This is a genomic window from Pantoea sp. FN0307, from assembly GCF_050113815.1.
GTDB lineage: Bacteria > Pseudomonadota > Gammaproteobacteria > Enterobacterales > Enterobacteriaceae > Mixta > Mixta alhagi.
Window position 1 is genome coordinate 680,828 of record NZ_JBNJSO010000001.1, and the last position, 20,039, is coordinate 700,866.

General features: G+C 55.3%; 17 protein-coding genes and 1 tRNA gene. 5 read left to right on the forward strand and 13 right to left on the reverse strand.

Annotated elements, in window-relative coordinates:
* Positions 1-21: 21 nt before the first annotated feature.
* The 5 genes from ACQE3Z_RS03080 to ACQE3Z_RS03100 form a co-directional block, all read right to left on the reverse strand.
* On the reverse strand, positions 22-1,482 hold the full coding sequence (locus tag ACQE3Z_RS03080; RefSeq protein ID WP_250650262.1) for an AMP nucleosidase: 1,461 nt from the start codon (positions 1,480-1,482) through the stop codon (positions 22-24).
* A gap of 63 nt (positions 1,483-1,545) precedes the next feature.
* Entirely contained in the window at positions 1,546-3,849 is a 2,304-nt protein-coding gene (locus ACQE3Z_RS03085; protein ID WP_426972104.1) for a xanthine dehydrogenase family protein molybdopterin-binding subunit, read from the reverse strand.
* A complete protein-coding gene (locus ACQE3Z_RS03090; protein WP_426972105.1) occupies positions 3,846-4,844 on the reverse strand; it encodes an FAD binding domain-containing protein in 999 nt (332 codons plus the stop codon). Before ACQE3Z_RS03090 ends, ACQE3Z_RS03085 begins: the two co-directional genes overlap by 4 nt.
* Positions 4,841-5,332 (reverse strand): (2Fe-2S)-binding protein, encoded by a 492-nt coding sequence (locus ACQE3Z_RS03095; RefSeq protein ID WP_426972106.1) that lies wholly within the window; start codon positions 5,330-5,332, stop codon positions 4,841-4,843. Before ACQE3Z_RS03095 ends, ACQE3Z_RS03090 begins: the two co-directional genes overlap by 4 nt.
* A 207-nt stretch (positions 5,333-5,539) precedes the next feature.
* Positions 5,540-5,800: a hypothetical protein gene (locus ACQE3Z_RS03100; RefSeq protein WP_085071250.1), complete on the reverse strand. Its 261-nt coding sequence runs from the start codon at positions 5,798-5,800 to the stop codon at positions 5,540-5,542.
* A gap of 205 nt (positions 5,801-6,005) precedes the next feature.
* On the opposite strand from ACQE3Z_RS03100, the gene ACQE3Z_RS03105 reads away from it, so the two are divergent.
* A complete protein-coding gene (locus ACQE3Z_RS03105; protein WP_250650258.1) occupies positions 6,006-6,296 on the forward strand; it encodes a putative quinol monooxygenase in 291 nt (96 codons plus the stop codon).
* Between the two features lie 96 nt (positions 6,297-6,392).
* Here ACQE3Z_RS03105 and ACQE3Z_RS03110 read toward each other — a convergent pair whose 3' ends face one another.
* The 5 genes from ACQE3Z_RS03110 to ACQE3Z_RS03130 all read right to left on the reverse strand — a co-directional run bounded on the left by ACQE3Z_RS03110 (position 6,393) and on the right by ACQE3Z_RS03130 (position 10,833).
* Positions 6,393-7,625 (reverse strand): MDR family MFS transporter, encoded by a 1,233-nt coding sequence (locus ACQE3Z_RS03110; RefSeq protein ID WP_426972108.1) that lies wholly within the window; start codon positions 7,623-7,625, stop codon positions 6,393-6,395.
* Between the two features lie 15 nt (positions 7,626-7,640).
* Positions 7,641-8,402, reverse strand: a complete 762-nt coding sequence (locus ACQE3Z_RS03115) for an ABC transporter ATP-binding protein (RefSeq protein ID WP_426972109.1) — start codon at positions 8,400-8,402, stop codon at positions 7,641-7,643.
* Positions 8,402-9,406 (reverse strand): FecCD family ABC transporter permease, encoded by a 1,005-nt coding sequence (locus ACQE3Z_RS03120; protein WP_426973045.1) that lies wholly within the window; start codon positions 9,404-9,406, stop codon positions 8,402-8,404. Before ACQE3Z_RS03120 ends, ACQE3Z_RS03115 begins: the two co-directional genes overlap by 1 nt.
* Positions 9,407-9,438: 32 nt before the next feature.
* Positions 9,439-10,437, reverse strand: coding sequence for an ABC transporter substrate-binding protein (locus ACQE3Z_RS03125; RefSeq protein ID WP_426972110.1), 999 nt, complete (start codon positions 10,435-10,437; stop codon positions 9,439-9,441).
* Positions 10,438-10,757: 320 nt separating this feature from the next.
* Positions 10,758-10,833: transfer RNA gene (locus ACQE3Z_RS03130), tRNA-Asn, on the reverse strand.
* 328 nt (positions 10,834-11,161) lie between these two features.
* Here ACQE3Z_RS03130 and ACQE3Z_RS03135 point away from each other — a divergent pair.
* On the forward strand, positions 11,162-12,610 hold the full coding sequence (locus ACQE3Z_RS03135; protein WP_250650245.1) for an EmmdR/YeeO family multidrug/toxin efflux MATE transporter: 1,449 nt from the start codon (positions 11,162-11,164) through the stop codon (positions 12,608-12,610).
* Between the two features lie 131 nt (positions 12,611-12,741).
* On the opposite strand, the gene ACQE3Z_RS03140 is transcribed toward ACQE3Z_RS03135, so the two are convergent.
* Positions 12,742-13,239: a pyridoxamine 5'-phosphate oxidase family protein gene (locus tag ACQE3Z_RS03140; RefSeq protein ID WP_085071259.1), complete on the reverse strand. Its 498-nt coding sequence runs from the start codon at positions 13,237-13,239 to the stop codon at positions 12,742-12,744.
* A 309-nt stretch (positions 13,240-13,548) separates the two neighbouring features.
* Between ACQE3Z_RS03140 and ACQE3Z_RS03145 the strand changes: the two genes are divergently transcribed.
* From ACQE3Z_RS03145 to ACQE3Z_RS03155, 3 genes are read left to right on the forward strand one after another with little or no spacing between them, the layout of a single operon-like run.
* Positions 13,549-14,406, forward strand: a complete 858-nt coding sequence (locus ACQE3Z_RS03145; protein ID WP_426972112.1) for an SDR family oxidoreductase — start codon at positions 13,549-13,551, stop codon at positions 14,404-14,406.
* A gap of 19 nt (positions 14,407-14,425) precedes the next feature.
* Positions 14,426-15,499 (forward strand): class I mannose-6-phosphate isomerase, encoded by a 1,074-nt coding sequence (locus ACQE3Z_RS03150; RefSeq protein ID WP_426972113.1) that lies wholly within the window; start codon positions 14,426-14,428, stop codon positions 15,497-15,499.
* Positions 15,499-16,245 carry an alpha/beta fold hydrolase gene (locus ACQE3Z_RS03155; protein WP_426972114.1) on the forward strand — a complete coding sequence of 249 codons (747 nt, stop codon included), beginning with the start codon at positions 15,499-15,501 and terminating at the stop codon, positions 16,243-16,245. Before ACQE3Z_RS03150 ends, ACQE3Z_RS03155 begins: the two co-directional genes overlap by 1 nt.
* 127 nt (positions 16,246-16,372) lie before the next feature.
* On the opposite strand, the gene ACQE3Z_RS03160 is transcribed toward ACQE3Z_RS03155, so the two are convergent.
* Both ACQE3Z_RS03160 and cadB read right to left on the reverse strand, forming a co-directional pair.
* The gene (locus tag ACQE3Z_RS03160; protein WP_426972115.1) at positions 16,373-18,508 is read right to left on the reverse strand and encodes a lysine decarboxylase CadA; all 2,136 of its coding nucleotides are present in this window, start codon (positions 18,506-18,508) and stop codon (positions 16,373-16,375) included.
* Between the two features lie 70 nt (positions 18,509-18,578).
* The gene (gene cadB / locus ACQE3Z_RS03165; RefSeq protein WP_426972116.1) at positions 18,579-19,919 is read right to left on the reverse strand and encodes a cadaverine/lysine antiporter; all 1,341 of its coding nucleotides are present in this window, start codon (positions 19,917-19,919) and stop codon (positions 18,579-18,581) included.
* Positions 19,920-20,039: the final 120 nt, after the last annotated feature.

The following is a 20,039-nucleotide window of genomic DNA, read 5'->3' on the forward strand; positions in this document are numbered from 1 at the left end:
AGGCGTCTTTTTTATGCATATTTAGCGGAAAGGCGGCTCGTTAAAGGTACGTAGCTTGCGTGAGTGCAGCTTATCGCCCTCGGCGCGCAGCAGCTCCACCGCCCGGATGCCAATTTGCAGATGCTCGGAAATGGCGCCCTCATAAAAGCGGTTAGCCTGACCGGGCAGTTTAATCTCGCCATGCAGCGGTTTATCGGAAACGCACAGCATGGTGCCGTAGGGCACGCGGAACCGATAGCCCTGCGCAGCGATGGTGGCGCTTTCCATATCCACCGCCACGGCACGGCTGAGATTAAAGCGCAGCGCCGAGGCTGAATAGCGCAGCTCCCAGTTACGATCGTCGGTGGTAACCACTGTACCGGTACGCAGCCGCATTTTTACCTCTTCGCCCGGCATTCCACTGATCTCTTTGGTAGCGTCATACAGGGCGCGCTGCACCTCGGCAATGCTGGGAATAGGAATATCCGGCGGCAACACCGCATCCAGTACGTGATCGTCGCGCAGATAGGCATGCGCCAAGACATAATCGCCAATTTGCTGACTTTCCCGCAGGCCGCCACAGTGGCCAATCATCAGCCAGGCGTGCGGACGCAATACCGCAAGATGATCGCAAATGGTTTTCGCATTTGATGGCCCCACGCCAATATTTACCAGCGTAATACCACGCTGGTTTGGCGAGATCAGGTGCCAGGCGGGCATTTGATGCTTTTTCCACGCCAGGTCGGAGAGGGCGGCTTCAGCATTCTCCGTTTCCTGAGTAATCAGCGCGCCGCCAGCGCAGGAGAGTGCCGTATAAGGACTGTTCTCATCTTTAATCTGCTCGCAGGCCCAACGTACAAATTCATCCACATAGCGCGTGTAGTTGGTAAACAGGACAAAAGGTTGAAAATGTTCCGGCGGCGTGCCGGTGTAGTGCCGCAGACGCGCCAGCGAGAAATCGGTACGCAGCGCGTCAAAGTGGCTCAGGGGGAAAATGCTGGTGGTGTTGAAAATGCCGTCTGCCGTTTCATCGCCAATATTCGCCAGATCGGTGGTAGGGAAATGTTTCGCCAGCGCGCTGCTCATCGTGCGGTCCAGCCCAAAGTCGGAGCCGTCAATCACGTAAGGGAAGGGGATCTCCTGGCGCGACGGGCCAACTTCTATCGTGACCTCATAATCACGTTCGATAACCGCCAGCTGTTCGCGCAGATAGTGACGCAGCAGCTGCGGGCGAGTGATCGTGGTGGCATAGCTTCCGGCGTGGCTGAAGCGTCCCCAGGCCCGGCTGCGGTTTTTCTGCGGCGAGGTGCCGTCCCAACTGATACGCAGCTCCGGATAAACAAACAGCCCGTTGGCACGCGCCTGCGGATCCGGCAGCGTGCCCTCTTCAACAAAGGCTTTAATGGCGTCACGCAGGGCGCTCACCGCCTGGTAATAGAGCGCATCCAGTTGCTCCAGCGCCTGCGCCGTATTCAGTCCATTAGCGAAATGGTCGTTAGCCATTTTTTCTCCTCAGGTTTTCAGCTTTGCATTGCACTATAGCTTAGAACCATTCCGCCCGAGTCGTTAGTCCGCTAACATTTTCTCCAGCGTAATCGGCAGATCGCGGATGCGTTTGCCGGTGGCGTGAAACACCGCATTGCTGATGGCGGCCGCCACGCCGACAATGCCCAGTTCGCCGACCGCTTTGCCGCCCAACGCGCTGGCCTGATAGTCAGGTTCGCCGACGTTGATCACTTCCATATCCGGAATATCGGCGTTCACCGCTACCAGATAGTCCGCCAGGCTGGCGTTAAGCACGCGGCCATTATCGTCATCGATCAAGCCTTCCTCCAGCAGCGCCTGACCAATCCCCATCACCATCGCGCCGATCCACTGGCTTTCCGCCAGTTTCGGGTTATACAGGCGACCACTGTCGAAAGCGCCCACGATGCGGCGAACCCGGATAGTGCCGAAATCCTCATCAACCGCCACTTCGACAAAAATAGCGCTCCAGCTATGGGCAGAAAAGCCGCCGGAAGTGGGCGGGATCATCTTTGACGAGGTGCGGTCAGCGGCATCGCGATCTTGTTGTGTGGCGTCAGAAGGAAAGGTATCCGCCTGCACCTCCAGCGTTTCCTTTCCGGCGACGCGCAGCAGCTCGGTAAAGCTCAGGCTGCTGCCCGGCTGGCTGAACAGGCGTAGCTGACCTTCCGCCAGCATCACATCCTCGCGTCTGGCCCCGAACAGCGGCGATTCAGCGCTGCCGAGCGCCAGCGTAATCAGCTCTTCACGCAGCTTAAGCGCGGTTTTGTATACTGCGGCGGTCAGGAGATTCGCTAACTGCGAGCCGCCAGCCACCGGCGCGCGCGGCAGGCTGGTGTCGCCTAAAAGCACGCTGATCTGTTCTGACGGCACGCTCAGCACGTCGGCGGCGGTTTGCGCCAGAATGGTATAGGTGCCGGTGCCAATATCGGCACCGCTGCTGCGCACTTCCAGCGTGCCATCCTGACGCAGCGTGATCCCTGCTTCGCCCGGTGTACGCCGCACCGGATAGCTGCCGGAAGCCATACCCCAGCCAATACGCTGTCGACCTTCACGCAGGGTGCCTGGCTCCGGCGGGCGCTGCGACCAGCCAAACGCCTGCGCGCCGGCGGAATAGGCTTCACGCAGCCGACGTGAGCTCCACGGCAGGTTAGCCTGCGGATCTTCTTCCGCATAGTTACGCAGACGTAATTCCAGCGGGTCAAGTTTCAGCGCATACGCCAGTTCATCCATTGCCACTTCCAGCGCCCAGCTGCTGGGGTTTTCGCCCGGAGCACGCATCCAGCCGGGATTCACGGTATTGACCGGTATCAGGCTATGACGTGAATAAAAATTTGGCACCGCGTACATCAGGGCAGTAACTGAGTTACAGGGTTCAAGATGCGTATCTTCACGGGCGGTTTCATTCCAGCTTTTATGTACAATCGCCTGTAGCTTGCCGTCACTGTTGGCCGCCAGCGTCAACTGCTGATGAGTGCGGGGGCGTCCGCCGAAGCCGGTGAAGGTTTGCCCGCGCGTCAGCACCAGCTTGACCGGCCGGCCCAGCGCGCGCGAGGCGGCGCAGGCCAGCGCTGAGTGAGGCTGAATGCCACCTTTCGAACCGAAACCGCCGCCGGTAAAGGGCGAAAGCACGCGGACTTTATCAATATCGATCCCCATCCACTGCGACACCACGCTACGCGCACCGCCGACCCACTGGCTTGGCTCCCATAAGGTCAGTTCACCATCGCGCCAGTCAGCGATGCAGCCGTGCAGCTCTATCGGCAGATTATATTCGCGCGGCGTGGTATAGGTGCCGCTAATCGAGACGCTCGCCTGCTGAATTGCCTGCCGGGCGTCGCCCCAGTCAACGTTTAAATCCTCCACCGGTTTTGGCTGAGCAAGTGGGTCATCCGGATGAATAATCGCTGGTTGCGTAACGTAATCAATGTGAATGCTGGCCGCTGCGGCTTTCGCCTGTTCCAGCGTTTCAGCAACCACCAGCGCCACATGCTGCCCGTTCCAGCGTACGCGCGGGCTTTGCAGCGGGACAAAAGATTGCGCCGCCGCGCCGCCGCTGGCGAAGGTGGCAGCAGGATGAATGGTCAACCCGCTTTCATGGGTGTAAACCGCCAGCACGCCCGGCATTTGCCGTGCTTTTACGCTATCGATATGGCTGATTTCCCCTTCGGCAATGGAAGACTGTACCACCACCGCATGACACAGATTATCTACCGGGTGATCAACAGCGTAGCGCGCCAGCCCCTGAATTTTCAGCTTGCCGTCAGCGCGATCGCGGCGAGCGCCCAGCCCCTGAAGTGCGTGAGCCGCGCTGTCGGGATTATGCCGTTTGATGGTCTCGCTCATGCTATGCCTCCCGCATTCAGCAACGCCCGTACGATAACGCGCGGCGCCAGCGTAATTTTATAACCGTTGTGCGCCAGCGCGCTGGCCTCCTGCATCGCCAGCGGCGCCAGGTCACGCAATTGCTGCTCGTTAAAAGGTTTGCCACGCAACGCCTGTTCCAGCGCGCGAAGCCGCCAGGGCCTGGTTGCGACGCCGCCCAGCGCAATGCGTACCTCGCGCAGCGTAACGCCATCCTCTTCCAGCTCCAGCCCGACGGCGGCGCTGGCGGCAGCGAACTCATAAGAGCTGCGGTCGCGTACTTTCAGATAGTGTGAACGCTGCAGCGCGGCGGTTACCGGAATCTCAACGGCGGTAATTATTTCACCGGCGTGTAAATCCTGCTCCTGGTCGGGACGATCGCCTGGCAGCAGTAAAAACTCTTCAACGGTGACGCGGCGTTCGCTGCCATCCACCGCCTGAAGCTGCAGTGTGGCATCGAACGCGGTTAGCGCCACCGCCAGATCGCCGGGATAGACGGCAACACAATGTTCGCTGTTGCCCAACACGGCATGATTACGATTCATACCGGTACGGGCGGCGCAGCCAGAGCCGGGATGACGTTTATTGCAGTTTTGGTAGCCGTGCGCATCGCGAAAATAGCTGCAGCGCGTACGTTGCATGATGTTGCCACCGATGGTCGCCATATTGCGCAGTTGGGCGGAGGCGGCGCTGGTGAGGCTTTGGATCACGGCGGGCGCAATGTTTTGCAATGCTTCGTGTTGCGCGACCTGACTCATTTTGCACAGGCTGCCGATGCGAATAACGTTTTCTTCCAGCTCAATCGCTGACATCCCCGCCAGGGAGGTAATATCGATCAGGCGATCGGGCTGCTCGACATCGCATTTCATCAGATCGATCAGGGTGGTGCCGCCCGCCAGGAGACGGCTGCCCGGCACGCTGGTGGCGGCCGTCGCGCTGGCAATATCTTCGGCGCGTAGATAATCAAACTCTCTCATGCCGTTTGCTCCTGTTGTAGCTGCTGCGCCGCTTCGCGCACCGCCGCGACAATAAAGGGATAAGCGCCACAGCGGCAGATATTGCCGCTCATATATTCGCGGATTTCATCGTCGCTGTTGGCATGGCCTTCATTAATACAGGCCACGGCGGACATAATCTGTCCCGGCGTGCAGTAGCCGCACTGGAAGGCATCGTGACGTAAAAAGGCTGCCTGCACCGCATGCAGCGTTTCATCCGCTCCAGCCAGCCCTTCGATGGTGGTGATCTCATGGCCTTCCGCCTGCGCCGCCAGCGTCAGACAGCTTAATACCCGTTCGCCGTCGATATGTACGGTACAGGCGCCACACTGGCCGTGATCGCAGCCTTTTTTTGCTCCCGGCAGATCGGCGTGTTCACGCAGAGCATCGAGAAGGGTTACACGCGCGTCAAGCGCCAGAGGGTGTTCATTTCCGTTGATGCGCAGGCGCATTACTCGTTGCTGAGCCATAGCGGTCTCCCGTAACAGGATAAGGGGATGGCAGCGCCTGGCAGCACTGCCCACATTGCGTTTATCAAAAAATGCAGCACGGACCGCTACGATGACGGCCCTTAATCAGGTAACCGGGTAAGTGTAGACGTTATAAGCAGGTAACGAGGCGTGGCAGGCTAAGCAGGGGAAGCGGCAGGCAGCGCTGCCGCCAACAACGGACGTGCCTTAATGGATCATATGGCTATGGGTAGGCGCGCCGGTTTGCAGCAGCACCAACAGCTGTGAGAGCGGGTTACTAAGAATAAACTGATGGCAGCCGGTGTTAGCCATGAGTTGAGACATTGCCACCGCCAGGTTTGCCAGCGCGGTTTCCGGCGGCAAATTTTGCTGCTGTAGCAGCGCGAGCAACTCCTGAACGGAGTCCTGATTAGCCGCCGCCACCATTTTTTGCGGCTGCTGAGAGAGGGTTTCATCGCACGGTTTCATTCGCCAGGCTCCCGATAATCAAGTTTCAGACAATCCTGAACGCTATATATTGGCCGATTCAGGAATTTCAAGCTTAAAAACGCAGCAGTTATTCGCCAAATTTAAGCGCTGCGTGCCTTCTGACAGAAACCGCTATGCGTTCGCGGCGCAATATCGACTATTCTGACCTGACGCTATGTATCAAACCGATCCAGGGAGAAACAAAATGAGTGAAGTTATCGCTATTGTCGCCACCGTGATCCCAAAAGCAGGCGAAGCGGAAGTGGTTGAGCAGGCGCTGCGCACCGTGGAGCGCGACGTGCAGGGCGAGCCGGGCTGCCAGCAATATCAGCTGCACCAGGATCTGGATAATCCGCAGCACTTTGTGCTGCTGGAGCGCTGGGAATCTGAAGCGCATCTGCAACAGCACAGCGAAGCCGCGCCGTTCCTGCGTTTGATGGAAACTATCGAAGGTCGTGCTGAACTGCAGATAACGAAACTGAAAGTGTTGGCCTGATGCCGTAAGGTGCTGAATGCCACAAGCCCGCCAGGGGGAACCTGAGCGGGCTTTTTTCTGGCGAGCTGAGGCGGTTGGCCGCAGCCGGGCGCGCGGTTAACGCCTGCGCATCTGGCGGCAGAGCAGGATTAATATGCCCGCGCTACAGAACGGAAACAGCGCCAGCAGCAGCCAGGGCGTAATCGCTTCTGTTGAGGGCGTCAGCGCGCGGTCCAGCAGGCCGCCAAAAAGAAAGTTGCCAGCCAGCACCGCGCAACCGCCCGCGCTGGCAAGCGCGCCGTAGTGGGCACCGAGCGTCGTCTCCTCAGCAAAACGGGGGATAAAATCTTTCGCGGCGGGCACCAGTAACATCTGCCCAAAGGTCAGCAGCGTGACGAAGCAGGCCGCAGGCAACAAACGCAACCAGCCTGCAGACGGCTCATGCGCCGCAAAAAGCGCCACGCTCAGAAAAGAGGCTGACACCAGAACAAAGCCTGTCGGCAGGCTCCATGCAGGCCCGATAACCCGTGCAAAACGCGCCAGAGGAAGCTGTAAGGTGATGACCAACAATGAAGCCAGCATAAACAGCGGCCCCAAATCTTTCTCATTGCCCCCGGCGCGCTGAATTTCCACCGGCAGCGCCAGATAGAGTTGGTTGTAACTCAACAACCAGGAGCTGTATGCAATAATGAACACCACAAACCGTGGCTGACGGAGTACGCCCCACCAGGCCGTCCGCTGCTGAGAGGGTGGCTTTGTCTCGCTGCGCGGCAGACAAACAGAAAGAACGATTAACGCCAGCAAAAAAATAGCGGCCCCGGCAAACGCAACCAAACGGAAACCCAGCCCGGTAAACAGTGCCCCCAATACCGGGCCAAGCACGGCGCCCAGCTCGCCGCAGACGGCAAAAAGAGCAAACCATTCGGCGCGGCTGCGTTTACCGCTGGCCTCGCTTTGCTGGCCTGCTTTAGCGAGGAGCGCCTCAATAGAGGGCGAGAATAACGCCCCGCCAATGCCGGTGAGACAGGCACCAAGAACGATCGGCCACAGGGTGTGACCAAACGCCAGTAACAGATATCCCGCGATGCGGATAAAGCAGCCCCAAAGAATAACAACGCGCGCGCCAAACCGATCTGACAGCGCACCGCCTACGATAAACATGCCCTGCTGGGAGAAAGTGCGTAGTCCAAGCACCAGCCCAATCGCGCCGCCGGAGAGCAGCATATCGTCACGTAAAAACAGCGCCAGAAAAGGCACCACGGCGTAGAAGCCAATATTGAAAACAAACTGGCTACCTAATAAAACCGGCGGCCAGACCTGCGTTACCGGTCTCTGAAAAGGCAAAAACATGAAAATAGCCTGACGTTACGAGATGTAGTGGATATGTTTTTTGCCGTGATAGGGAGAGATTTCAATCCTGGTTTCCACCTGAAATACCTCCCACAGCAGTGACTCGGTCAGCACCTGCTGCGGCGTCCCTCTGGCGACCACCTTGCCTTTTTGCATAACGATCAGCGCATCGCAAAACATCGCCGCATGGTTAAGATCGTGAATAGCCACGATGCTTGTTACTCCCAGCTCGGTGATAAGCTTCATTAACTGTATCTGGTGATGAATATCCAGATGGTTGGTCGGCTCGTCCAACAGGATTTCGCCAGGCGTTTGCGCCAGCGCTCTGGCGATATGCACTCTCTGGCGTTCGCCGCCGGACAGACTCTGCCATCCCCGATCGCTATATTTCAGCATATCCACTTTTTGCAGCGCTTCAGTCACGATCTCATCATCGCGCGGGTTCCAGCTGGAAAAAGGGGAGTGATGCGGAATGCGTCCCAGTTTAATCACGTCCCGCACGCGCATGTTTGCTTCTGTGGCGCCATGCTGTTCAACAAAGGCGATACGGCGAGCCAGCTGTTTTTTAGCGATATGACGGATGTTTTTACCATCCAGCATCACCGTGCCGGAATGCGGGCGACGAATGCCGGCAAGAAGGCGCAACAGGGAAGACTTACCTGAGCCATTGGGACCAAGCAGCCCTACGGTTGCGCCTGAAGAGACCGTGAGCGAAACATCGTCTACGATAACCTTCTTGCCCACCTTCCAGGTGACATTTTCAGCAGAGATGCTCATTACTTGTTCCTTGAACGATAAATAATAATGGCAAAGAACGGCACGCCGACCAGTGCTGTCACCACTCCCACAGGCAGACTTTGCGGCGCGATCAGCATTCGCGAGGCGATATCCGCCAGCACCATTAGGATGGCGCCCGCCAGCGCGCTGGCGATCAACAGGGTTCGATGTAACGGGCCAAAAAAGAAACGCATAACATGCGGAACCACCAGCCCGACAAAACCAATAGATCCGGCCATGCTGACTATGGTGGCGGTGATCAGCGCGGTGGTGGTAAACAGAGTGAGCCGTACCCAGGCAACAGGAATGCCAAGCGAAAGCGCAGCATCGTCACCAAAGGTAAAGGCATCGAGCGCGCGCGAGTAGTAGAGACAGATAGCCAGGCCTACCAGAACTACACACAGCGCCAGCTGGAACTCAGGCCACCTTACACCGCTGAAACTGCCGAGCAGCCAGAACATCACGTCGCGCGCCTGCTGAGCGCTGGCGGAGGTGCTGATGGTATAGGCGGTAATGGCGTTAAAAAGCTGCGACGCGGCTACGCCTGCGAGAATGGTTCGTTCGTTACCGCCGCGTGCGCCGTTGGTCAAAAAGGCGACAAAAGCAAAGGCGGCGAATGCGCCAGCAAACGCGCCAGCTGAAAGCGTGACGGCACCGGAGCCGATACCCAACACCACGACGGAGACCGCACCGGTTGATGCGCCCGCTGAAACGCCCAGTACATAAGGCTCGGCAAGAGCATTTTTCAGCAGGCTTTGCAGTACAGCGCCACAGATAGCCAGTCCCGCGCCGCAGCAGGCGGCAACCAGCGCCCGGCTCAGGCGAAAGTCCCAAATAACGCTTTCGTGGATACGATTCAGCGGCACATGGGTTAATCCGGCTTTATTACCCAGCGCATATAATACGCCCTCAAGCGGAATGGCCAGTTCGCCAACGCTAACACCCAGCGCAATCACCACAATCAACAGCACCACGGAGAGTAGACACGACAGGGAGAGAAACATCCCCCGCCGAGCTTGTTGCACAACATCGGCCATTACTGAATATCCATCTTTCTGAGCTGTTCGCCAATTTGTTCAGCGCCATACAGCGTGCGGATGGTGGGATTCATCGCCTGACCATCCATAATGACGATATGACCTTTTTTCACGGCCTCAAGCTGGCTGACGGTGGGATCGCTTTTCAGGAATTTAATTTTTTCTTCTGCGTTATCGAGCGCCCAGCGGTTGCGATCGAGAGTAGAAACCACAATCACATCCGGGTTAGCGGCAATGATGCTTTCCCAGCCAACGGTGGGCCACTCTGCTTCAGCGTTGATCGCATTATGACCGCCCAACACATTAGCGATAAATCCTGAGGCGCTGTTTTTACCGCCCACGTAAGCGTCAGCTGAAGGGGATGAACTGGAAAACCAGAACACAAACGAGAGGTCTTTTTTACTTTTACTGAATTCCTGACGTAAATCTATTTCACGTTTTTTGAAATCGGCAATTAGGGCCTGACCACGCGCCTCAACGTTAAAAATTTTCGCAAAATCTTCTATCTCCTGATAGAGATAGCTCATATCCCACAGCTGCTGGCGGCTGCCGTACATATCACCGATGGCTTTTTTCGTGGCGCACATGCCCGGCGACATATAGCTGTTTACGCCGATAGTGGCGAGATCCTCGCGCCTGGCTACTTTGCTTTCTGGTCCCATTAACAGGGGAAGCTGCGCCGCGACAAAGTCAGGGTTTTGCGCCAGAACAGATTCCAGAGTAGGGATTTCAACGGTTAACGTTTTAACGTTGCTGTTTTTTTCTGCTAATTCCGGCAGGACTTTCGAAGGCCAGAAGGCACTTGCCACCATCCTGTCTTGCAGGCCCAGCAGCAGTAAAATCTCAGCGGTGTTTTGCCCTAATGCCACAACGCGTTCAGGCGCGGCGTTAAAGGTTTCTTTATAACCGCAATTTTCAATTGTCAGAGGGTAAGTGGTTGCAAATACAGAACTGACCGAGGCAAACATTAATCCTGCTGCGCAGATGACTCTCTTCATTTCACGCTACCCTTCATAAAAATTATTGCTGTATTTTCAGTTATTAAAGCTAAAGTGAAATGATAATGAAAATTATTACTAAAGCGAGAACTTTTTATACCTGAGGTTTATTATCAATTTGGGGAAATATCTGTTTGCTGCCGTTGGCTGTTGCGCTTCAAATACATGCCGATAAGCAACTTCAGGTTAGCTTTTTACCTGCGAAGCCGGTTTTAACGTTTTTATCTTTGATAACGATCGGCGGTCAGAAGCAGTGTTGCAGAGGTGTGACAAGAGACTGAAAAGCAAAAAGCCCGCTCGAAAGCAGGCTTTTCTGAATTTGGCTCCTCTGACTGGACTCGAACCAGTGACATACGGATTAACAGTCCGCCGTTCTACCGACTGAACTACAGAGGAATCGTGTGAACGGGGCGCATATTACTGATTTTCCCCATGATGTCAAAACCCTTTTTTCACCCTGCGGTACTGTTTGCGGAAAGCATAATCAGTTTGCTGTAATAACCAGCAAAAATGGCCGTAGTTGATGCTTTTTCCGGCGATCAGGGCGCTGGCTGCTGGCAAAATTTGGCGTATGATCCCGGCAGGATGAAAGCGCGCTGAGCGGGGCAGCGGTGAAAACTGAAGTTGTAATAAAGCGTTAAACCGTAACGGAAAGATTTTGCATAATTGCTAACCATTGCCCATCATCATTATTCTCACCTCCATTAAAGTCATCGGGTCGATCTTGCAAACTTTACTCGTCAAACTGCGACGCGCCATTGAAGGCACGGCGTGGTATCCCAAACGGCGTTCTTATCGGGTGCTGTTCTGGCGTGAAATCACGCCGCTGGCGGTGCCCATTTTTATCGAAAATCTCTGCGTACTGCTGATGGGCGTGCTGAGCACCTTCCTTGTCAGCTGGCTGGGCAAAGAGGCGATGGCGGGCGTTGGGCTGGCCGACAGCTTCAATATGGTGGTGATCTCCTTTTTTGCGGCAGTGGATTTAGGGACAACGGTAGTGGTGGCGTTCAGCCTCGGCAAGCGTGACGGGGAGCGTGCCCGGGCGGCGACCCGGCAGTCGCTGGCGCTGATGACGGTGTTGTCTCTGCTGCTGGTAGGCGTGATCGAATTCTATGGTCACGTGATTATTGATGGCATCGCAGGCCGCGCCTCGCCGGAGGTAAAAGCGCTGGCGCTGAGCTATCTGCAAATGTCGGCATGGAGCTACCCGGCTGCGGCCATCACGCTCATCGGCAGCGGCGCGCTGCGCGGAGCGGGCAATACCAAAATCCCGATGTTGATCAACGGCGGGATGAATATCCTCAATATCGTTATCAGTGGCGTGCTGATTTATGGCTGCTTCTCATGGGAAGGGCTGGGTTTTATCGGCGCGGGACTGGGGCTGACCATCACCCGCTATATCGGCGCAATTGGTATCATTGTGGTGCTGATGGTGGGCTTTACCCCGGCGTTACGCATTCCGCTGCGCAGCTATTTTAGCCGCTGGAACAGCAAGATCCTGATGGAAGTATTAGGCATTGGCGTCCCCGCCAGTATTGAATCCGTGCTGTTTAACGGCGGTAAGCTGTTGACGCAGGTGTTTGTGGCCGGAATGGGCACCAGCGAAATTGCCGGTAACTTTATCGCCTTTTCTATTGCTTCGTTGATTAACCTGCCGGGCAACGCGCTCGGGTCCGCATCGACCATTATTGTGGGAACGCGGCTGGGCAAAAATCAGATTGGTCAGGCCACGCGCCAGCTAAAATATATTTTCTGGCTGGCGACCTTTGGCTTGTGCGTGCTGGCCTTCCTTTCCGTGCCTTTTGCCGGACTGCTGGCGCGTTTTTATACCAGCGATGCGGATGTTATTGAAGTTGTGAAACATCTGGTCTGGCTGAATGCCGCCTGTATGCCGATTTGGGCCGCTTCATGGGTATTACCGGCCGGGCTGAAAGGCGCACGCGATGCGCGTTACACCATGTATGTCTCTATGCTCAGCATGTGGGGCGCGCGCGTGGTCGCCGGTTATCTGTTGGGGATTGTGTTGGGAATGGGGGTTGTGGGCGTCTGGCTGGGGATGTTCCTTGACTGGCTGGTGCGCGGCATCTTCTTCTGGCGACGCTTGATCAGCGGCAAATGGCTGCAAAAATATCGACCGGTGGCTGACTCAAAACGGATATTGAGTAAGAGATAGCGCAGCAAGGCGACGGCCAGAGCGCGCGTGCAGCGATAATGCGTTTAAATGCCCGCTTAAGTCGGGCTATTGATGCCTATAAAAAAGCCCTGCGTTGCAGGGCTTTTTTATAGGCGAAGAAAGCGTGCCGTTTACTCCAGCGATGACAGCATATGGCGTTGCGCCTGCCAGCGTGCTGCCGTTTTTTCCGCATCATGAATTTTAAAGGTAACGCCGGTCGCGACTTCAGCGTAGTCAGAGCGATGCACCATAATATTGCCGATATCGATCTCAAATACCGCCAGGTTTAGATCGGTCTCGTTTTCGGCAATCTGAATCGCGCGCCCACGCATCTCAATAATGCCTTTGTCATAGGCAAGCGCCACCGAAAGACGTCCATCGCGCCGCAGATTTTCGGTGGTGTGAGAATCGGGCCACAGGGCAACACGTAATGTCTGACGATCAATGGCGAACACTTCGCCCAGGCTAAGCTGAGCGGCATGCGGCCAGCCATCGGCATCAACGGTAGAGAGACGAACAGCCTCGTTCACCGCCTGCGGCTTGATTTCGCCGCGCAGCCGGTTAAACACTGCTTCGGGTAATTCCACAATTGGTTCGGGACGGGTGTAAACCTCGCTTTCACTTTCCATGATGCCTCCATAAGGGTTTTGCAACGTAACCCACAGTATAGACGGTTGCGGTAGAGGCGCGCAGTGCGGCTCAGCGGGCTTTTTGCTGTTCTCCGCTATGTTTTTCCCTGGCTTATCTTGCCGCGTAGCCTCTTATTGCGTTTAAAAATAGTTTTCTCTTCAAACTGTTACGTTACGTAACCGCCCTTGCGTTTTTGTGACGGCTGCTACACTTAGTGCTGGTTACCGGTAACGATTCAGCGCCCTTTTCCACAGGCAAAAGGCCTGTTTTTATCAGGCGACTTTGCTTTTTATAAGAGGAAAAAACGTATGACAAACCGTCCACAACATCCGCAACAGGCACAACAGCAAAACTGGCCTGGCAGCTTTCTGGAGATGCAGCCAAAGCCGGACCATGGTGAAACCCGCTATCAGGGTTCTGGCCGTCTGAAAGGTAAAACTGCGCTTATTACCGGCGGTGATTCCGGCATCGGTCGCGCTGTTGCCATCGCCTATGCCCGCGAAGGGGCAGATGTGGTGATCTCCTATCTGGATGAACACGAAGATGCCAAAGATACGGCGAAACTGGTTGAGGAAGCGGGACAGAAAGCACTGCTGATTGCAGGCGATATCACCCAAGCCGATCACTGCCGCAGCATTGTGGCGCAGACGGCGCAAGCGTTCGGCAAAATTGATATCGTGGTGAATAATGCGGCTTATCAGATGACGCGCAATGCGCTGGATGAGATCGACGACGAAGAATTCGACCGCACCATGAAAACCAATCTCTATGCGATGTTCTACATCTGCAAGGCGGCAGTACCGCATATGCCGTCCGGCGGGTCGATTATCAATACGGCGTCAGTGAACGCCGATCAGCCGAAGCCGAAACTGCTTGCCTATTCTGCCACCAAAGCGGCAATCGTTAACTTCTCCGGCAGCCTGGCGGCGCTGCTGGCTGATAAAGGCATTCGTGCCAATGCTGTTGCGCCTGGCCCTGTCTGGACGCCGCTGATCCCTGCCACCATGCCGCCTGAACAGGTAGAAAGCTTCGGTGGAGAAGTGCCGTTGCAGCGTATGGGACAGCCTGCTGAACTGGCTTCGACTTACGTGATGCTGGCCAGCGATGAAGCAAGCTACATCTCCGGCGCAACCATCGCCGTTACCGGCGGCGTCGCGGTTATCTAACTTTGCGCAAGGGGGAGCAATGAAGGCTTATCCTTTAAAGCTGACGACGCCGTTAGCCACGCATATCTTCGGCGGTCAGCGCATCAGGCAACAGTTGGGAAAAGCGGGTCTGCCCGATACGCGGATTGCCGAAACCTGGGAAATCAGTGACGTAGACGGCATGATCGCCTCGGTAACCAATGGCGAGCTGGCAGGCAGCAGCCTGCGCGAACTGACCCTGCGTTATCCTGATGAGATGGTTGCTCCGGGCTGGCGTGGCCCGCATTTCCCGCTGCTGAGCAAGTTTATTGACGGAACCGGCATGCTGCCGGTTCACTTACACGCCAATGACGAACTGGCGCAGCGCCTGGAACAGCAGCCAAACGGCAAAACCGAAGCCTGGCATATCCTCTGGGCGGCACCGGATGCCACCTGTCTGTTGGGCGTGCGCGAAGGCATTGACAATGCGCGTCTAAAGGCCGCTTTGCTGGCGGAAGATTACGATGCGGTAATGTATCGGGTGCCGGTAAAAACGGGCGATACCTTTTACGTGCCTGGCGGCATGTTACACAGTTTTGGCCCTGACACATTGATCTATGAAATCGAACAGACATCGGATATCCAGCAGCACGCTATGCCGTGGCGGATGGAAGATGGCTCACGCCTGAGTCAGCAGGAGTGGGAGAAAAATATCGATGCGCTGCTGCAGGAGCTGCGTCCAGAGCTGCGTTGTCAGCCGCAGGCCGGGCTGGCGTTGCAAACGCAGCATCTGACGCGGCTTTTCTGCTGTGCCGGTCCCTATTTTGCGCTGGAGCGCTGGCGGTTCAGCCAGTCGCAAAGCTTCAGCTTTAACAGTGCGCGTATTCTTTCCAATCTGGGCGACCCTTTAACGGTTGAGGCAAACGGCATCAGCGTTAGCATCGGGCGTGCCGAATCGCTGCTGCTGCCTGCTGCGCTGGATAAAGTGACCTTACATACTGCCGGTGAAGTTCTGATCGGTTACGTGCCGGATCTCGTTTCTGAAGTGCTACAGCCGCTGCGGCAGGCGGGTTACAGCGAACAAGCGATCGCGGCTTTAGGCGACATTCATCAGGCAATGTGTCAGGAGGAATGATGCTTCCTTACAGTAGTCAGGGGCAGGGCGAGACCACACTGGTGCTGATGCATTATCTGGGCGGCTCGCACCGAACCTGGTTTCCCACTCTGCCTTATCTGGATCGTCATTACCGCTGTGTGGCATTGAACACGCCAGGCTTTGGCGATGCGGCGGAGGTGAAGGGCTATGACGTGGATTCCATGGTGCGCCAGGTAGATGAAACCCTGCGTGGTCTGGGATTAAACAAGGTGATCCTGGCAGGTCATTCCATGACCGGGAAAGTTGCGCTGGCTTTAGCCGCGCGGCGGCCCGCTTATCTGCAGAAACTGGTGCTGGTTGCGCCGTCGCCGCCGGGACCGCAGCCGATGAGCGACGAGGACCGGGAGGCGCAGGCCAGCTATCAGGGCACACGTCAGGAAGCGGAGAAATTTGTCGACGGCTCCTGTTCCGCGCGTCTGCCCGACCCGCTACGCGAAGTGGCGATTGCCGATGCGCAGAGCGCCAGCCTGGCGGCCTGGCACGCCTGGCCGCTATCCGGCAGCCGGGAAGAGTGGCGTGAACGCATTGGTCGTATCGATATTCCGGCGCTGCTGGTGCTGGGAAGCGAGGACAGAAACGTACCTGGCATTGATGCGCAGCGGGAAATGATGCAAACGCATCTGCCGCAGGGAAAGCTGGAAGTTATCGAAGGGGCAGGACACCTGATGCCGATGCAGACGCCGCAGGCACTGGCCGAGCGCATCCTGCGATTTGCGGATTGCTAAGCGTCAAAGCGGGCCTGGACAATTGCGGGCACTGTTAAAAAGGGCGTCAGGCGGGTAATTACGCATGACCGATGAAAAAAGGGGAAGCAGCTGCTTCCCCAAAGGAGGTTACCCTCTGTCCTCTATTTTAATCTTTTAATACTTTTACCGTATAACGGCCATCTTCCTGTCGGTAAGCGCCGTGAATGTCCGTTTCAAAGCCGGGATAGTGAGAACCGATTTCACACAGCAGCTGCAGGAATTCCAGCACCGGCAGTGTTTCATCAGTGATCATTTCACCCGGCATAATCAGCGGTACGCCCGGAGGATACGGAAGGATCATATTGGCGCTGACCCGACCCACCATCTCTTCCAGATACACTTCCTCGACTTCACCGTGCAGCTCTTTCTGGAAAGCCTGGTAAGGCGTTAATACCATCGCCGGCAAATTTTCAAAGGCGCGATACATCAGATCCGGCAGATTATGGCGCTGGATTAGCTGGTGAATATTCGCGGCCAGCTCCTGAATACGCATATCTTTATAGAAGTCTGGCGCTTCCCGCCACAGGGAAGGCAGGATATTTTTCACCCGCAGGTTGAGGTCAAAGGCGCGTTTGAAGTCGGTTAAGGCGCGCAGCAGGCTGAGCGCTTTGGTTTTATCGATACCGATGCTGAACAGGAACAGCAGGTTATACGGGCCGGTTTTCTCTACCACGATCCCCTGCTGGTCCAGGTATTTCGCTACAAGGCTGGCTGGAATACCAAAGTCGCTCATCTGACCATTTTTATCCATACCCGGCGTCAGGATGGTAACTTTGATCGGGTCAAGGTACATGTGGTCGTTATCGATATCTTTAAAGCCATGCCATGCGCTGTCTGAGCGCAGCGGCCAGCATTCCGCCTCGGCAATATGTTCCGGCTGCCACACATCATAGAACCAGCCTTCAGATTCCGCATTCAGGCGTTTGATCTCTTTACGGAAACGCAGTGCGCGCTCAATGGATTCGCCAATCAGACGTTTACCGGCGTTACCGCGCATCATCGCGGCGGCGGTTTCCGTAGAGGCCACGATGCCGTAGTGCGGCGAAGTGGTGGTATGCATCATATAGGCTTCGTTAAAGGTCTCCTCATTAACATCGCCTTTTACATGAATCATTGAGGCCTGAGAAAATGCTGCCAGCAGTTTATGGGTAGACTGCGTTTCATAAATCACTTTCCCTTCTACCCGACCGCCGCTCATACCGCTTTTGCCAGTATAAATAGGGTGGAAATTGGTATAAGGCACCCAGGCGGAGTCAAAATGAATCGATTTTACATCCAGCGTTTTCTTGATGTAGTCGGTGTTATACAGCAATCCATCGTATGTGGAATTGGTAATAACCGCATGTGTCGGCCAGCTGGCGTTCGGCGTCGCTTTAACACGTTTGGCGATAGTCTCATGCTGGAACTCACTTTGCGGGATGCCGCCGAGAATACCGTAAGCGTTGCGGGTTGGGCGGAAATAGATGGGCGTTACATCGCTCATCATCATCAAGTGAGTCAGTGATTTATGGCAGTTGCGATCAATCAGAATGGTGCTGCCCGCCGGGGCGGAGTACATACCAACAATTTTATTCGCGGTTGAAGTGCCGTTGGTCACCATGTAGCTGCGCTCAGCGTTGAACACGCGGGCAATATACTCTTCAGCTTCTTTATGCGGGCCGGTGTGGTCAAGCAGCGAACCCAGCTCCGAGACAGAAATTGAGATATCTGATTTCATGGTGTTCGCGCCATAGAAATCATAAAACAGGCTACCTACCGGGCTTTTCTGGAAAGCGGTACCGCCCATATGACCAGGCGTACAGAAGGTATATTTTCCTTCGCGCACATAGTTGAACAGGGCGCGGGTCAGCGGTGGCAGGATGGTATTAACATACTCATCGGTGCTCTGTTTGATTTTGTTAGCGATATCTTCCGCAGCACCAAGCGTATATTCAAAGAAACGTACCTGCATACGCAGATCGCTAAGGCTGACATCCAGCGATGAATGGGTATTAGCAAAAGCGTAAATCGGAAGATGCTCGTTGAGTTTATTAATCTCTTTGCACAGATCCAGACTGTATTTATCCCAGTCAAAAATGACGCCACACAGGCGGGCATTGTTTTCGATCAGTTTCAGCAAATCTTCGCGGTCGTTAGGGTAGACCAGTTTAAAATTAATGACTTCCAGAGCGCGATGGAGTTCACGGATAGGTTCTTCTTTAAAGAAGGCACCCATGTGATTCATGATTGCAATAACGTTCATAAAGTTATCTCCAGATGTAAGATGCCCTTCCCGAGCCGGTTAGCAGGAATGGAAGGGCAAATTTTGAATATCAGGAATGCGGGATCAGATGGTCGTGTGCGTCGTCGTCATGCGCATGCTGGCGGCGGTGCAACTTACCGGCGTAAAACATCAGAATGATCAGGCTGACGATAAAGGTTCCGCTCAGTTCGAATGAGCCAGCGCCCATTAGCGCGATAAAGCAGAACAGGCAACCCATCACTGAGGCGATCAGGCTGAGAAGATTACGCAGCGTCACCCCTTCAAAACGGATTAAGTCAACGCAGGAGTAGAAGTAAGGCAGCATGGTCAACAGTACGGCGATGCCGGTGAGCTGAGCGAACAGGTCTGCAGCGCTGCTGCCGCCGGAACTTAACAGGGTAATAAGCACCATCAGGGCGGTCATTTTACAGCTGGCCAGCAGCAGGCCTTTTTTCGGTACGCCGTTTTTATCCAGTTCGCCATACACCGCCGGGAAGTTACCATCGTTGGCGGCGCGTACCCCGGCCTGGCCTACCAGCATCATCCAGGAACCGAGCGAGGTCAGACAAGCGAGGGCAGTAAAGGCAGATACCACCGGCGTCGCCCAGCTACCTAAAATGGTTGAAGCGCTGACGGCAAAAGGTGCGCCTGATGCAGCGATTTCACTGGCCGGATACATCCCGGAAATCACCTGGGTTGCGGCGATATAGATGATGCCGGCAATACCGGTTCCCAAAATGGTTGCCAGCGGCACGGTACGCTGCGGGTTTTTCACCATACCGGAGCTAACGGCAGCGGATTCGACGCCGACAAAGGCCCACAGGCACAGAAGAATACTGTTAATAACGGCATGTGTATCTGTGGTATTTGAGGTATTCCAGTTGGCATGATAAGTGGCGATATCAAACCAGTGCCATCCCACTACCGCCGTGAGCACCACGGGAATCAACACCATAAACAAACCAATGGTGGTTAAACGGCTTACCCAGCTTCCGCCCAGCATATTAACAAAAGTAAATAGCCAGACGGCGGCAATACAGGCAATGCCTGCCGGAACCGGATTATGCAATACCGGAAAGAAAGTTGATAAATAAGAGATAGCGGTAATGCCAATGGCTAAATTACCTATCCAGTTGGCATGGTAATAAAGAACGCCAGTCTGGAAACCAAAGGCTGGAGATAATTCTCCGGCGTAGGCAATAGGGCCGCCCTGTTGCGGGTTTTTTGTTGCCAGACGTGCATACACATAGGCAAGCGACATAGCACCCAGAAGTGATATTACCCACCCCCAGATAGCGATGCCGCCAATAGAGGCGAGGGTTGAGGGAAGTAAAGCAACACCACTCCCCATCATATTACCGGCTACAACACCGGTGCAGGCCAGAAGGCCAATTTTTTTTGCAGAGGCCATTATTTGTCTCCTGAATTAATTTTAAATAGCTCAGGTGAATAAGTGTTGCTGCCTTACCTGAACTGTTGACAGGAGATTAAGGGCAGGCCGAGGTAAATACATACGAAAGAAGTGAATTAA

Coding starts and splice junctions, on each gene's coding strand:
- ACQE3Z_RS03095 (WP_426972106.1), bottom strand. CDS start 5,332: ATGGCTCAGCAACGAGTAATGCGCCTGCGCATCAACGGAAATGAACAC.
- ACQE3Z_RS03140 (WP_085071259.1), bottom strand. CDS start 13,239: ATGGAAAGTGAAAGCGAGGTTTACACCCGTCCCGAACCAATTGTGGAA.
- ACQE3Z_RS03090 (WP_426972105.1), bottom strand. CDS start 4,844: ATGAGAGAGTTTGATTATCTACGCGCCGAAGATATTGCCAGCGCGACG.
- ACQE3Z_RS03150 (WP_426972113.1), top strand. CDS start 14,426: ATGAAGGCTTATCCTTTAAAGCTGACGACGCCGTTAGCCACGCATATC.
- ACQE3Z_RS03100 (WP_085071250.1), bottom strand. CDS start 5,800: ATGAAACCGTGCGATGAAACCCTCTCTCAGCAGCCGCAAAAAATGGTG.
- ACQE3Z_RS03080 (WP_250650262.1), bottom strand. CDS start 1,482: ATGGCTAACGACCATTTCGCTAATGGACTGAATACGGCGCAGGCGCTG.
- ACQE3Z_RS03125 (WP_426972110.1), bottom strand. CDS start 10,437: ATGAAGAGAGTCATCTGCGCAGCAGGATTAATGTTTGCCTCGGTCAGT.
- ACQE3Z_RS03110 (WP_426972108.1), bottom strand. CDS start 7,625: ATGTTTTTGCCTTTTCAGAGACCGGTAACGCAGGTCTGGCCGCCGGTT.
- ACQE3Z_RS03115 (WP_426972109.1), bottom strand. CDS start 8,402: ATGAGCATCTCTGCTGAAAATGTCACCTGGAAGGTGGGCAAGAAGGTT.
- ACQE3Z_RS03155 (WP_426972114.1), top strand. CDS start 15,499: ATGCTTCCTTACAGTAGTCAGGGGCAGGGCGAGACCACACTGGTGCTG.
- ACQE3Z_RS03160 (WP_426972115.1), bottom strand. CDS start 18,508: ATGAACGTTATTGCAATCATGAATCACATGGGTGCCTTCTTTAAAGAA.
- ACQE3Z_RS03120 (WP_426973045.1), bottom strand. CDS start 9,406: ATGTTTCTCTCCCTGTCGTGTCTACTCTCCGTGGTGCTGTTGATTGTG.
- ACQE3Z_RS03085 (WP_426972104.1), bottom strand. CDS start 3,849: ATGAGCGAGACCATCAAACGGCATAATCCCGACAGCGCGGCTCACGCA.
- cadB (WP_426972116.1), bottom strand. CDS start 19,919: ATGGCCTCTGCAAAAAAAATTGGCCTTCTGGCCTGCACCGGTGTTGTA.
- ACQE3Z_RS03105 (WP_250650258.1), top strand. CDS start 6,006: ATGAGTGAAGTTATCGCTATTGTCGCCACCGTGATCCCAAAAGCAGGC.
- ACQE3Z_RS03145 (WP_426972112.1), top strand. CDS start 13,549: ATGACAAACCGTCCACAACATCCGCAACAGGCACAACAGCAAAACTGG.